9 protein-coding genes are annotated in these 13,690 nt (G+C 71.3%); 2 read left to right on the top strand and 7 right to left on the bottom strand.

Annotated elements, in window-relative coordinates; translation table 11 throughout:
- From metX to CFRA_RS11820, 4 genes are all read right to left on the bottom strand, one after another.
- On the bottom strand, nucleotides 1-1,140 hold the full coding sequence (metX, locus tag CFRA_RS02575; RefSeq protein WP_075663329.1) for a homoserine O-acetyltransferase MetX: 1,140 nt from the start codon (nucleotides 1,138-1,140) through the stop codon (nucleotides 1-3).
- A 202-nt stretch (nucleotides 1,141-1,342) separates the two neighbouring features.
- The gene (locus tag CFRA_RS02580; protein WP_075663330.1) at nucleotides 1,343-2,662 is read right to left on the bottom strand and encodes an O-acetylhomoserine/O-acetylserine sulfhydrylase; all 1,320 of its coding nucleotides are present in this window, start codon (nucleotides 2,660-2,662) and stop codon (nucleotides 1,343-1,345) included.
- A gap of 238 nt (nucleotides 2,663-2,900) precedes the next feature.
- Entirely contained in the window at nucleotides 2,901-3,437 is a 537-nt protein-coding gene (locus CFRA_RS02585; protein ID WP_156887944.1) for a hypothetical protein, read from the bottom strand.
- Between the two features lie 125 nt (nucleotides 3,438-3,562).
- Nucleotides 3,563-6,355: an alpha/beta fold hydrolase gene (locus CFRA_RS11820; protein ID WP_075663332.1), complete on the bottom strand. Its 2,793-nt coding sequence runs from the start codon at nucleotides 6,353-6,355 to the stop codon at nucleotides 3,563-3,565.
- A 280-nt stretch (nucleotides 6,356-6,635) separates the two neighbouring features.
- Between CFRA_RS11820 and CFRA_RS02595 the strand changes: the two genes are divergently transcribed.
- Both CFRA_RS02595 and CFRA_RS11825 read left to right on the top strand, forming a co-directional pair.
- Complete coding sequence (locus CFRA_RS02595) at nucleotides 6,636-9,017, top strand: carbon starvation CstA family protein (RefSeq protein WP_083666790.1); 2,382 nt, start codon at nucleotides 6,636-6,638, stop codon at nucleotides 9,015-9,017.
- Between the two features lie 74 nt (nucleotides 9,018-9,091).
- A complete protein-coding gene (locus tag CFRA_RS11825) occupies nucleotides 9,092-9,295 on the top strand; it encodes a YbdD/YjiX family protein (protein ID WP_281247479.1) in 204 nt (67 codons plus the stop codon).
- Between the two features lie 243 nt (nucleotides 9,296-9,538).
- On the opposite strand, the gene CFRA_RS02605 is transcribed toward CFRA_RS11825, so the two are convergent.
- The 3 genes from CFRA_RS02605 to CFRA_RS02615 all read right to left on the bottom strand — a co-directional run bounded on the left by CFRA_RS02605 (nucleotide 9,539) and on the right by CFRA_RS02615 (nucleotide 13,680).
- Complete coding sequence (locus CFRA_RS02605) at nucleotides 9,539-11,758, bottom strand: NADP-dependent isocitrate dehydrogenase (protein ID WP_075663334.1); 2,220 nt, start codon at nucleotides 11,756-11,758, stop codon at nucleotides 9,539-9,541.
- Nucleotides 11,759-11,839: 81 nt separating this feature from the next.
- Nucleotides 11,840-12,877, bottom strand: coding sequence for a siderophore-interacting protein (locus CFRA_RS02610; protein WP_075663335.1), 1,038 nt, complete (start codon nucleotides 12,875-12,877; stop codon nucleotides 11,840-11,842).
- Nucleotides 12,874-13,680 (bottom strand): ABC transporter ATP-binding protein, encoded by an 807-nt coding sequence (locus tag CFRA_RS02615; protein WP_075664820.1) that lies wholly within the window; start codon nucleotides 13,678-13,680, stop codon nucleotides 12,874-12,876. The genes CFRA_RS02610 and CFRA_RS02615 overlap by 4 nt, the downstream gene beginning before the upstream one ends.
- Between the last annotated feature and the right edge of the window lie 10 nt (nucleotides 13,681-13,690).

Here is a 13,690-nt window from a genome sequence, read left to right on the forward strand (position 1 = left end):
CTAGATGTAGTACTCGATCTGGCCCGCGGCGCCGGGGGCGTCCGGGTCGACCTGCTCGAAGAAGTTGCGCAGGATCCGGTCCATCTGCCGGGTCTCGGTGAGGAAGGCGTCGTGGCCGACGGGGGAGACGATCTTGGCCATGCCCAGCAGGTTGCCCAGGTTGCGCGAGAGGTGCTCCTGCTGGTGGTACGGGTAGAGGATGTCCGTGTCCACGCCCGCGACCAGCGTGGGCACCGTGATCTCGCTGAGCGCCCGGTTCAGCCCGCCGCGGCCGCGACCGATGTCGTGGCGGTTCAGTGAGTCGGTGAGCACGGCGTAGGTGCCGGCGTCGAAACGCGCGGTCAGCTTGCGCGCCTGGTAGTCCAGGTAGCTCTCCACCGCGAAGCGCTGCCCGGCCGAACGGTGGGCGCCCAGCGGGTTCTCGCCGGTCTGCGGGGTGGTGCCGAAGCGCTCGTCGATCTCGAGCTCGCCGCGGTAGGTCAGGTGCGCGATGCGCCGCGCGGTGGCCAGCCCGGCGTTCGGGGCGGTGCCGGTGTCGTAGTAGTCGCCGCCGTGCCAGCTCGGGTCGTTCTCGATCGCGGCGATCTGCGCGCCCTGGATGCCGATCTGCCACGCGCTCGCCCGGGCGCTGACGGCGAAGACGGCCGCCGCGGCGACGACCTCGGGGTGCAGGTAGGACCACTCCAGGCAGCGGGCCCCGCCCATCGAGCCGCCGATCACGGCGAAGACGCTGGTGATGCCCAGGGAGTCGAGGAACTGCTTCTCCACCTCGACCTGGTCGCGGATCGACACCGCCGGGAAGCGCGAGCCCCACGCCCGACCGTCGGCCGGGTGCGCCGAACCCGGGCCCGTGGTGCCCTGACAGCCGCCGATGACGTTCGTGCAGATCACGCAGTAGCGGTCGGTGTCGATGGCCTTGTTCGGCCCGACCAGGTCACCCCACCAGGACGCGGCGTCGGAGTCGCCGGTCAGCGCGTGCTCGACGAGCACGACGTTGCTGGTGCCGTCGGCGTCCACGCGGTAGGAGCCCCACCGCTGGTAGGCGACGGTGACCTCCGGGATCGTCGCACCGGCCTCGGTGCGGAAGTCGCCGATGGGTTGGCGCGCGAGCACGCCGGGGCGGGCGAGATTCGGTGTCACAGGGGCTCCTGGTCCGGGAAACTGGTTTTTGGCGGGGGCGGTGAGCGGTGCGGCAGGCGCATCGGCCGGCGTCCCGTCATGCGGCGCTGAGGCGGGTGGCGCCACGCGGCCGCGCCGCGCACCGCGCGCCGGCGGGGTGCCGCGCGCCCGCCGCACGGGTGCGGCGGGCGGTGAGGGACGGGACGTCGGAAATTGAGGGCGGTTACGCGATGGCGGCGAAGCCGAGCTTGAGGTCGGCGATGATGTCGTCGATGTTCTCGATGCCCACCGACAGACGGATGGTCGACTCGGAGATGCCGGCGCGGGCCAGGCCGTGCTCGTCGGACTGGGAGTGCGTGGTGGTCGCCGGGTGGACGACCAGGGAGCGCACGTCGCCGATGTTGGCCAGGTCCGAGTGCAGCTTGAGCGCGTCGATGAAGCGCCAGGCCGCGTCCTTGCCGCCGTCGATGTTGAAGCTGAGCACCGAACCGGTGTACTTCAGGCCGAGCTTCTCCTTGACCTTGTACCACGGGGAGCTCGGCAGGCCGGCGTAGAAGACGTCGGTGACCTTGTCCTGGCCGGCGAGGAACTCGGCGACCTTCTGGGCGTTCTCGTTGTGGCGCTCGATGCGCAGGCTCAGGGTGTCCAGGCCCTGCAGGGTGACCCAGGCGTTGAAGGGGGAGAGGGTCGCACCGGTGTCGCGCAGCAGGCCGGCGCGGGCCTTCATCCCGAAGGCGACGTCGCCGAGCTCGGAGTAGACCAGGCCGTGGTAGGCCTCGTCGGGCTGGACGAAGTGCGGGAAGACCGGCTCGCCGTCGCGCTCGACGGTCCAGTCGAAGGAGCCGCCGTCGACGAGGACGCCGCCGATGCCCGAGCCGTTGCCGGTGTAGAACTTCGTCAGCGAGGCGACGACGACGTCCGCGCCCAGGTCCAGCGGGCGGACCACGGCGGCGGTGGCGATGGTGTTGTCCACGATCAGCGGCACCTGGTTGGCGTGGGCGACCTCCGCGATGGCCGGGATGTCCAGGACGTCGGCCTGCGGGTTGGCGAAGGTCTCGCCGTAGAAGGCCTTGGTGTTGTCCTGGACGGCCGCCTGCCAGCTGGCCGGGTCGTCCGGGTCCTCGACGAAGGTGACGTCGATGCCGAGGCGGTTGAGCGTGACCTGGAAGAGGGTCTCGGTGCCGCCGTAGAGGCGCGGGGAGGTCACGATGTGGTCGCCGGCGCCGGCCAGGTTGAGGATCGCGGCGGTCTCGGCGGCCTGGCCGGAGGCGAAGGCCACGGCGTGGGTGCCGCCCTCGAGGGAGGCCAGGCGGTTCTCGAGCACCTCGGTGGTCGGGTTGGTCAGGCGCGAGTAGATCGGGCCCGCGTCCTCGAGGCCGAAACGCTGCTTGGCGTGCTCGGCGGAGTCGAAGACGTAGGAGGAGGTCAGGTAGATCGGCTGGTTCCGCGCGCCGGTGTCGGATTCGACGGGCTGGCCGGCGTGGATGGAACGGGTCTCGAAGTTCCACTGGTCGGCGGCGGAGTTGTCGTACTTGGTGCTCATTGTCGGGTTCCTTGTCCGGTCTGCTGCGTTTGTCACTTCTCGCCGTCGGCGGTGTCGGCCGACGGTGCATCGTGGTGTCTGCGCGATGTGGTGAGCAACCCTAGTGAACCAAGCGGTCTACCGCAAGGCCTCGTGAATGAAATTCTGAAACCGCAGGTGGCAGCGTTGAATGAACTGCATGGTATGTAACGCTCGGTCTAGAATTTCTTGGCCCGCCGGCGTGCCCGTCAGGGGTTCGTCAGAGGGCCTGGCGCTGGCCGTAGAAGTACCAGCCGTCCGGCATGCGGAAGCACTCGCTGTAGGCGGCCGGCCACTGCTCGGAGACCTGGATGCAGTTGCTCGCCGTGCCCGTGCCGTAGGGGCCGAAGGGGTGCCACTCGAAGCCCTGCGCCGGCGGACCGGGCGGGGAGGGCCAGTCGGCGGCGGCCTCCTGCTGGGCCGGCTCCTGCTGCGGCTCCTCGTACTGCTGCGAGCGGGAGGCGGACTCGGACGCGGCGGCGCGCGAGCGGGAGGCCTCCCGCTCGCGGGACTCGATGTCGGCCTCGAGCGAGCGGGACGCGGCCGCTCGCGAGGACTCGCTCGCCCGGGACTCGGAGGCGGCCTCGGCCTCGCGGGAGGCCGACGCGGAGGCCTCGGCGGCCTCGCTCTGCATCGACGAGATCGACGCCTCCTGCTCCTGGATCCGGCGTTCCTGTTTGGCTTCCTTGTCGTCGCCGCAGCCCGCCAGTAGCAGGGAGGCGCAGGCGAGGGTGGCGATCATCCGTGTTCTGTTCATGGAGGAAAGCGTAGCAATCCCTGTGTTTTCCCTGGCGGTTTACCTGTGGAATCCCCTCATCGGGGTTGCGGGCTGATGGCGCGGGGCGCGCCGGGTGGCGGGGCCGAGCCCGCGTCGGGGGTCGGTCAGGCGCCGGAGCCGGCGGGCTCGGTTGATGCGGAGCGTGCGCTGGCGCGCCGGGTGTCGAAGCCGCCGCTCTCCGCGCGGTCGAGGAAACCGAGTAGGTTCTCGGCGAACTCGGCCGGGAACTCCAGCTGCGGCATGTGCCCGCCGCCGTCGAAGACCGCGGCGTCCACGACGACGTCGGAAAGCTCCTCGAGCCCGGTGCGGAACTGGGCGTAGGGCAGGATCTTGTCGGCGTCGCCCCAGACGAGCTGGACGGGGATGCCCGCGCCCGCGCCCGCGGCGGCGCGGCGGAAGCGGTCGACCAGGTCGCGGCACCAGTCCTGGGAGATGCCGCGCACCGAGCCGAGCTCGCGGACGAAGTCGCGGTAGGTGTGCGCGCGGGCGGGGTGGCGCCCGATCGTGCGCTGCACACCGAGGCGGTGCGGGGTCACCGAGCCGGGGCGGCGCAGGATCAGGTGCTCGATGGGCTCGTACAGGACACGGTGGCGGGTGAGCTTTGCGTTGGTCTCGCCGACCAGCGGCAGCGCGATCAGGCGCAGCAGGTCGGTGGCGCGGTCGCCGAAGCCGGCTGAGTCGACCAGGCAGACCGCCGCGACGCGCTCGGGGTGCTGCGTGGTCATCTCCATCGACAGCGCGCCGCCCAGGGAGTTGCCCACCAGGCACACTTGCCGGGGCGGATCGGGTTCGGCGGCGCCGGCGGCGGTGTGCTCGGCGCTACCGGTCGCTGCTGTGGGGGCGGGAGCGGTGTCACGCGTGCCGGGCCTGTCCACCTCGCCGAGTTCCTCGAGCACCCGCCAGATCAGCGCGGCGGTGTCCGGGATGGTCACGCGCTCGGCCGGGTCGCTCAGCCCGAAGCCGGGGATGTCGACGGCGATGAAGCGGCGGCGCTCGGCGAGGAGCGCGGCCTGGTCGTCCCAGTCCTCGAGCGAGCGGCCGATGCCGTGAATGAAGACCAGCGGCGGGGCGTCGGCGGTGGCGTTGGCGGCGGAGCTTCCACGGGAGGCGCCGCTGTCGGCTCCGCCGCGGGAGGCGCCGCTGTCGGCTCCGCCGCGGGAGGCGCCGGCTGCCGTACCGGCGTCTGTTCGCGCACCGCCGGAAGGGGCCGGGCCGCCGCGGCGCACGCGCACGCTGCGCCCGTCGGCAATCACGAACTCCGCGGGCGGCAACGCCGACAGGTCCGATGCGACGAGGCGGCCCTCGCCGCTGATCGAGCGCACCTCCGGGCCCGGCGCGGCGCGGCCGACCAGCTCGAGGCACCGCTCGCCGAACGCCATGTCCTCGCGCTGGTCGCCGCGGGCGAGGTCGGGAAGTTCGACCAGGTAGTTCTGCGTGTAGCGCCACGGCGAGCGGTCGCCCTGGGCGGGGAAGTCGCCGATGGCACGGCGGATGTAGCCGGCGTCGAAGTCGAGGAGCGGGCGGTCGTGGCGCCCCGGCGGCAGCACCGGCGCGTAGAACTCCTCGCCCGTCTTCCACAGCCGGACCATGTAGCGCGAGACCATGTCCGAACGCAGCGTCCACGACGCGTTGACGTAGCCGACGGTGAAGCTGAAGTTCGGCAGGCCGGCCAGCATGATGCCGCGGTAGAAGACCTGGTCGGGGAGGTCGAGCTCCTCGCCGTCGATGCTCAGCGAGCCGCCGCCGAAGGCCTCCAGATCAAGTCCCGTGGCCGTCACGATCAGGTCAGCCGCCAGCTCCTCGCCGCCTGAGGTGCGGATGCCGGCCGAGGTGAACGTGTCGATGGTGTCGGTGACCACGCGGGCGTCGCCGTTGAGCGCGCGGAAGAAGTCCCCGCCCGGCGCCTTGCACACGCGCTGGTCCCACGGGCGGTAGCTGGGCGTGAAGTGCTCGTCGATCTCGCGGCGGCTGATGAACGGCCGCTGCATGAGCTTCAGTGCGGTCTTGAAGACGAACGGCAGGTGCTGGGCGATGACGTACTGGCCCATGTCGCGCACCGCGTGGTTGAAGCGCGCCGCGCGGAAGGCCGGCTTGCGCGGCAGGATCCGGTTCCAGAAGCCGCTGATCAGGTCGACCTCGGGAAGCGGGGCGACGTAGCTGGGGCTGCGCTGGAGCATGGTCACCTGCGCTCCGGCCTCCTCGAGGGCGGGCACGAGCGTGATCGCCGTGGCTCCGGAGCCGATGACGACGATGCGCTGACCTGTGACATCGAGGTCCTCCGGCCACTCCTGCGGGTGGATGATCTCGCCGGCGAAGTCCTCCTCGCCGGGGAAGTGGGGGCGGTGGCCGTGCCCGTGGGAGTAGTAGCCCGAGGCGTAGTGGACGCGGCGGGCGTAGATGGTGCGCTCGGCGGGCGCGCCGGGTGCGTCGGCGCCGGTGTCGGCTGCGCCGGCCTCGACGCCTGGGGTGCCGCCGTCGCCGTCGGTGTCGCGCCGCCCCGAGACCGCGGTGACCGCGTAGAGGTTCAGGTCCGTGCGCCAGTCGGAGTTCCTGATCCACGAGCCCGTGTGCAGCCGCTCGAGCGCCCCGCACTCGCGGGCGGCGTCGCGGATGTACTCCTTGATGTCCTCGCCGCGGCCGAGCGTGCCCTTGTGCGGCCAGGGCTTGAAGGGGAAGGCGAAGGTCGCCATGTCCGAGTCCGAGCGGATGCCCGGGTAGCGGAAGGTGTGCCAGGTCCCGCCGAGGTCGGAGTGGACGTCGTGGATCTCCCAGTCCCAGTCGGGGAAGTTCTCCGCGACATGGTGGGCCATGTCGATCCCGGAGAGCCCCGCGCCGACGATGAGCAGGTCGAGCGGGCGGTCGATGGTTCCGGTGTCGGTTCCCGTGGTGGTTCCCATGCCCGGAGTGTAATGAACGTTGGTGGGCAATATCAGTGTTTCGGGGTGGGAACCGCCGACGGCGACCGCCGGGACGTCGGAAATTGGCGGGTGGCTGAACGCGCGCCCGCCGCACCCGCGCCCGGGGGTGGCGGGGGAGTGGAATTCCCCTGTCAGTGACCTGTGTTATATGGTCTCTCCCTAAGTGGGATAGAAATCCCATGCATTGAGAACTGTGGGTGGGCGACACCCCGACCGAGGTGCCGCCCCGCGCACCACCACACACCGAAAGGCCAGCGCAATGAGCACAGCCCTGACGCGCCCCGGCGCAGACGGCGAACCGGCGGAGACCGGCGCGCCCCAGCCGCCCGAGGGCCACGAACTGATCCGCAACGAAAAGACCGGCCGCATCGTGGGCGTGCGGCGCCCCGCCGGCTTCTCCGTGACCGCCCGCGTCACGCTCATGGTCATCGCCATCCTCGCCGCCGTGGCCTGGGGCGTGCTCGCCTTCTCCCGCGGCGAGCAGGTCAACTCCGTGTGGCTGGTCGCCGCCGCGGTCGGGTCCTACATCATCGGCTACACCCTCTACGCGCGCCTGATCGAGTACAAGGTGGTCAAGCCGAACGACGCGCGCGCCACCCCGGCCGAGTACGCCGCCGACGGCAACGACTTCACGCCCACCGACCGCCGTGTCCTCTTCGGCCACCACTTCGCCGCCATCGCCGGCGCCGGGCCCCTGGTCGGCCCCGTCATGGCCGCCCAGATGGGCTACCTGCCCTCCACGCTGTGGATCGTCATCGGCGTCATCCTCGCCGGCGCCGTCCAGGACTACATGGTGCTGTGGGTCTCCACCCGCCGCCGCGGCCGCTCGCTCGGCCAGATGGTCCGCGACGAGATGGGCACCGTCGGCGGCGCGGCCGGCATCCTCGCCGTCATGACGATCATGCTGATCCTCATCGCCGTGCTCGCCCTGATCGTCGTCAACGCCCTGGCCGACAGCCCCTGGGGTGTCTTCTCCATCGCGATGACCATCCCGATCGCGATCTTCATGGGCGTCTACATGCGCTACCTGCGTCCGGGCCGGGTCGTCGAGGTCTCCGCCATCGGCGTCGTGCTGCTGCTGGCCGCCATCGTCGCCGGCGGCTGGGTCGCCGAGACCACCTGGGGCGCCGAGATCTTCACCCTCTCCAAGGTCGCCCTGGCCTGGTGCCTGATCATCTACGGCTGCGTGGCCGCCCTGCTGCCCGTCTGGCTGCTGCTGGCCCCGCGCGACTACCTGTCGACCTTCATGAAGATCGGCGTCATCGCGCTGCTGGCCGTCGGCATCGTCATCGTCGCGCCCAAGATCGAGATGCCCGCCGTGACCCACTTCGCCACCGAGGGCAACGGGCCGGTCTTCTCCGGCGACCTCTTCCCGTTCCTGTTCATCACCATCGCCTGCGGCGCGCTCTCCGGCTTCCACTCCCTGATCTCCTCGGGCACCACCCCGAAGCTGATGGAGAAGGAGTCCCACATGCGCATGCTCGGCTACGGCGGCATGCTCATGGAGTCCTTCGTCGCCCTGATGGCCCTGGTCACCGCCGTGATCCTGGACCGCCACCTCTACTTCGTGATGAACGCCCCGGCCGCCCTGACCGGCGGCGAGGCCGCCACCGCGGCCCAGTGGGTCAACAGCATCGGGCTTCCCGGCGACAACCTGAGCGCCGAGGAGATCACCGCCGCGGCCAACGCGATCGGCGAGGAGTCCATCGTCTCGCGCACCGGCGGCGCGCCCACCCTGGCCTTCGGCATGTCCGAGGTGCTCACCGACGTCTTCGGCAACGACTCGCTGCAGGCCTTCTGGTACCACTTCGCGATCATGTTCGAGGCGCTGTTCATCCTGACCACCGTCGACGCCGGCACCCGCGTCGCCCGCTTCATGATGACCGACTCGCTGTCCAACATCCCGGGCCTGCAGAAGTTTGGCGACCCGGAGTGGACCCCGGGCCACTGGATCGGCACGATCGTCACCTGCGGCATCTGGGGCGCGATCCTGCTGATGGGCGTCACCGACCCGCTCGGCGGCATCAACGTCCTCTTCCCGCTGTTCGGCATCGCCAACCAGCTGCTCGCCGCCATCGCCCTGGCCCTGGTGCTGGTCGTGGTGGTCAAGAAGGGCCTGTACAAGTGGGCCTGGATCCCGGGGCTGCCGCTGGCGTGGGACCTGATCATCACCATGTACGCCTCCTGGCAGAAGATCTTCCACTCCGACCCGGCCATCGGCTTCTGGGCGCAGCACGCCAACTACAAGGAGGCGCTGAACTCCGGGGCGCAGTCCTTCGGGGCGGCCGAGACCCCCGAGGAGATTTCCGACGTCGTGCGCAATACCGCCGTACAGGGTTCCCTGTCGATCCTGTTCGCCGTGCTGGTGCTCATCGTCATGGGCGCGGCCGCCGTGGCCTGCGTCAAGGCCGTGCGCGCCCGGGCGGCCGGCCTCGAGGTCCAGTCCAGCGAGGAGCCCGACCACCCGTCGAACTTCTTCGCCCCGCACGGGATGCTGGCGACCAGGCTGGACAAGCAGATCGAGGCCTACCAGGGCTCCGACGAGCTGACCGTCGCCGGCGGCGGCGAGGCCGGCGAGCACGAGGTGCGCGCGGGTGCCGCCGGCGCGGACGTCGCAGCCGCGCCGGAGGGGGCGCGATGACCGCCGCCGTCCGCCCGACCACGATTGCCGACGCCGCGCCCGGTGCGCGGGGCGGTTCCCCTGCGGCGTGCGCCCTGACCCGCGCCTGGCGGGCGACCTGCTCGGCGGTGCGCTCGGTGGGCTGGTACCTCGGCGAGCTGATGGGCGACCACGACTACGCGAAGTACGTCGCGCACCTTCGGGCCCACCACCCCGACCGCGAGGTGCCCACGGAGAAGGAGTTCTGGCGCGCCCGCTGGGCCGCCCAGGACGCCAACCCGGGCGCGCGCTGCTGCTGACCCCGAAAAAGAAAGGACCGCCCGGCCGGAGCCGGGCGGTCCTTGCTGCGCCTGCCCGCGACGCCGGGCAGGGGGAGCCGCATTCACGCGGGCGCGGGGAACCGCACGCACGCAGGCACGCAGGGTGCCGCGCCCACGCGGCGCAGACGCCGCACGCACGCAGGCCCGTGGACCCGCGCGACGTCGGCAATCGCGCCGCGGCACCGGGGCACCGCCGCAGCGGCGGCGCCCACGGGAACCGCGCTACTTGTCGGAGAGCGCGTCGAGCACCGCGTTGAACGCCTCGGAGGGGCGCATGACCGCGGAGGCCTTCTCGTCCTCGGGCAGGAAGTAGCCGCCGAGGTCGACCTCGGTGCCCTGGTTGTCGATCAGGTCCTTGTCGACCTGCTCGGCGACCTCGCCCAGCTTCTCGGCCAGCGGGGTGAAGTACTCCTTCATCTCCGCGTCGTCGTCCTGGGCGGCCAGCGCGTCGACCCAGAACTTGGCCAGCCAGAAGTGCGAGCCGCGGTTGTCGATCTCGCCGACCTTGCGCGACGGCGACTTGCCCTCGGCCAGCACCTTCTCGGTGGCCTTGTCCAGGGCGTCGGCCAGCACGCCGGCCTTGGCGTTGTCGTTCTTGCGCTGCTCGTGGCGGTAGGACTCGGCCAGGGCCAGGAACTCACCCAGGGAGTCCCAGCGCAGGTGGTTCTCCTCGAGGACCTGCTGGACGTGCTTCGGGGCGGAGCCGCCCGCACCGGTCTCGAAGAGGCCGCCGCCGGCCATCAGCGGGACCACGGAGAGCATCTTCGCGGAGGTGCCCAGCTCGAGGATCGGGAAGAGGTCGGTGTTGTAGTCACGCAGCACGTTGCCGGTCACCGAGATGGTGTCCTCGCCGCGGCGGATGCGCTCCACCGACAGCTTGGTCGCGGCGACCGGGTCGAGGATCTCGATGTCCAGGCCCTCGGTGTCCAGCTCGCCGAGGTACTTCTCCACCAGCGACTTGATGGTGCGGTCGTGGCCGCGCTCCGGGTCCAGCCAGAAGACGGCCTTCATGCCGGACTCGCGGGCGCGGTCGACGGCCAGCTTGACCCAGTCGCGGATCGGCTCGTCCTTGGTCTGGCAGGCGCGCCAGATGTCGTTCTCGGAGACCTCGTGCTCGAGCAGGGCCTCGCCGGCCTCGTCGACGACGCGCACGGTGCCGTCAGCCGGGATGACGAAGGTCTTGTCGTGGGAGCCGTACTCCTCGGCCTTGCGGGCCATCAGGCCGACGTTGGGCACGGTGCCCATGGTGGTCGGGTCGAAGGCGCCGTTTTCCTTGCAGTCGTCGATGACGGTCTGGTAGACGCCGGCGTAGGAGGAGTCCGGGATGACGGCCAGGGTGTCCTGGGTCTCGTCGTTCTTGTTCCACATCTGCCCGGAGGTGCGGATCATCGCAGGCATGGAGGCGTCGATGATCACGTCGCTGGGCACGTGCAGGTTGGTGATGCCCTTGTGGGAGTTGACCATGGCCAGGTCCGGGCCCTCGGCGAGCGCCTTGTCGAAGGCGGCCTTGATCTCCTCGCCGCCGTCGAGCTCGTCGAGGCCGCTGAGGATGGCGGCCAGGCCGGACTCGCCGTTGAGGCCGGCGGCCATGAGCTTGTCGCCGTAGGCGTCGAAGACGTCCTTGAAGTAGGCGCGTACCACGTGGCCGAAGATGACCGGGTCGGAGACCTTCATCATGGTGGCCTTCAGGTGCGCGGAGAAGAGCACGCCCTGCTCCTTGGCGCGGGCGACCTGCTCGGCCAGGAAGTTGTCGAGGGCCTCGGCGGACATGAAGGTCGCGTCGACGACCTCGCCGTCCTCGACCTTGAGGTCGTCCTTGAGCACCGTCTCGGTGCCGTCGGCGGCGGTGTGCACGATCTTGAGGGTCTGGGCCTTGTCGACGATCACGGACTCCTCGTTGTGTCGGAAGTCGTCGGCGTCCATGGTGGCGACATTGGTCTTGGAGTCCTTCGACCACTCACCCATGGAGTGCGGGTGGGAGCGCACGAAGTTCTTCACCGCGACCGGGGCGCGGCGGTCGGAGTTGCCCTCGCGCAGCACCGGGTTGACGGCGGAGCCCTTGACGGCGTCGTAGCGGGCGCGGGCGTCCTTCTCCTCGTCGGTCTCCGGGTTCTCCGGGTAGCCCGGGATGTCGTAGCCGTCGGCCTGCAGCTCGGCGATGGCGCGCTTGAGCTGCGGCAGGGAGGCCGAGATGTTCGGCAGCTTGATGATGTTGGCCTCGGGCTTCTTCGTCAGCTCGCCCAGCTCGGCGAGGGCGTCGTCGACGCGCTGCTCCTCGGTGAGCCGGTCCGGGAACTGGGCGAGGATGCGGCCGGCCAGGGAGATGTCGCGGGTCTCGACGTCGATTCCGGCGGTCGAGGAGAACGCCTCGACAATCGGCTTAAAGGAATAGGTCGCCAGCAGCGGCGCCTCGTCCGTGCGGGTCCAGATGATCGTGGCCACAGTCTCTCCTTCACTGATTGATACTCTTAGACACTTCAACCGACCAGGTTAGCGCCCGACCCCCGAGAGTGCCGTCCGTGGTTAACCCCGCATCGCCACCCCCGTGCGCCAGTACCCCATGAAAGCCACGCGCGAGCGGTCCACCCCCGCCTCGCGCACGAGCAGCCGACGCACGGATTTGACCAGCCCAGACTCGCCGGCCACCCACCAGTACGTCGCCTCGACGTCCGCGGTGTCGTCTGCGGCGTCGTCGGCGGCGGCCGCCCCGGGCACCGCCCACGGCAGCCCGTCGGCGGTCTCGGGCAGCTCCGTGGGGCACCCCCGATTGACGACGTCGCGCTCCCCGCCGTCTGCGTGTCCCGCGCCGTCGGCGCGGAGCAGCGCCCGCAGCGCGGGCAGCACCTGCGCGCCCGGGGCCTCGCCGGGGCGGCGCGGCAGCCAGTGCACCGCGGCGCCGGGGCCGTGCGCGATGCCCGGGGCCGTGCCCGGGCCGGGCAGCTCGAGCAGCGCGGTGAGCCGTGGGGCCGGCCCATCGGGGGTGCTGTGGGCGCCCCGGGTGCGCTGGGCGAGGTCCTCGAGGATGCGGGCGACGGCCGGGGCCGCGGTCTCGTCGCCGACGAGCACGATGCTCCGGGCGGCGCCGGGGGCGAACTCGACGCCCTCGTCGCGGGCCACCCCGCGGCGGGGGAGCACCAGCAGCACCTCGTCGCCGGGGCGGGCGTGCAGCGCCCAGCGCAGCGCCGGGCCGGTCTCGGCGTGCCCACCGTGTCCGGCGTTCCCGCCGTGGACGACGAAGTCGACGGTCAACCGGGTGTGCTCGCCGTTCCCGGAGAGCTCGCGGATCGAGTAGGTGCGCATGAAGCCGCGTTCCTCGGCGGGCTCGGCGAGCCAGGCGTGGTACCAGTCGGCGTCGTCGGCGATCGCGGGCAGGCCCCGCGGGCCGGGCACGATGATCTTGATGCGGCGGTCGAGATGCCGGGTCAGCCCCGTGCCCGTGTCGGGGACCCCGCCGGCGCGCCCGAGCTCGGGGCCGGCGAAGACCACCCGGAGAAAGGCCGCGGCCGGGCGGGTGACCTCGGCGACGCGGGCGCGGACGAGGGTGAAGGGTGCGGCGGTCACCGGGCGGCCCCCTTCCGGGCGCCGTGCGGGCCGCCCAGACCGCGGGGGCTGACCAGCGGGGTGCCGCTGACCGGGTCGACGAGCACCTCCGAGTCGATGCCGAAGACGTCCCGCAGGGTCCCGGGGGTCAGCACCTCGTCCGGGGTGCCGGTGGCCACGACGGATCCGGCGCGCATGGCCACGAGGTGGTCGGAGTAGCGGCCGGCCATGTTCATGTCGTGCAGGACCATGACGACGGTGGTGCCGCGTCGGCGGTTGTGCTCGGCCATCAGGTCGAGGACCTCGAGTTGGTTGGCCACGTCGAGGAAGGTCGTCGGCTCGTCGAGCAGCAGGATGTCGGTCTCCTGGGCGATGGCCATGGCGATCCAGACGCGCTGGCGCTGGCCGCCGGAGAGCTCGTCGACGCAGCGGTCGGCCAGCTCGGTGGTGCCCGTGTCCGCCAGGGCCGCGGCGACGACCTCGTGGTCGCGGCGGGTCCAGCGGCCGAAGAGACCCTGGTGCGGGGAACGGCCGCGGCCGACGAGATCGGCGACGGTGATGCCCTCCGGCGCGACGGGTTGCTGGGGCAGCAGCCCGAGGACCCGCGCGAGCGGCTTCGGCCGGTGCTGCGCCAGCGGCACCCCGTCGAGGGCCACCGTGCCCGCCTGCGGGGCGAGCAGCCGGGACAGGGCGCGCAGGAGCGTGGACTTCCCGCAGCCGTTCGGGCCGATGATGCTGGTCACCTTCCCGTCGGGGATGACCACGTCCAGGTCCCGGGCCACGGTGTGCTCGCCGTAGGCCAGCGTCACCCCGGTCGCGCGCAGGTCATGGCTC

The organism is Corynebacterium frankenforstense DSM 45800 (assembly GCF_001941485.1).
Classification (GTDB): domain Bacteria; phylum Actinomycetota; class Actinomycetes; order Mycobacteriales; family Mycobacteriaceae; genus Corynebacterium; species Corynebacterium frankenforstense.

Excerpts from the sequence above, each read along its gene's own strand:
- CFRA_RS11820 (WP_075663332.1), bottom strand. The coding sequence starts at position 6,355 with ATGGGAACCACCACGGGAACCGACACCGGAACCATCGACCGCCCGCTC.
- CFRA_RS02595 (WP_083666790.1), top strand. The coding sequence starts at position 6,636 with ATGAGCACAGCCCTGACGCGCCCCGGCGCAGACGGCGAACCGGCGGAG.
- CFRA_RS02585 (WP_156887944.1), bottom strand. The coding sequence starts at position 3,437 with ATGAACAGAACACGGATGATCGCCACCCTCGCCTGCGCCTCCCTGCTA.
- CFRA_RS02580 (WP_075663330.1), bottom strand. The coding sequence starts at position 2,662 with ATGAGCACCAAGTACGACAACTCCGCCGCCGACCAGTGGAACTTCGAG.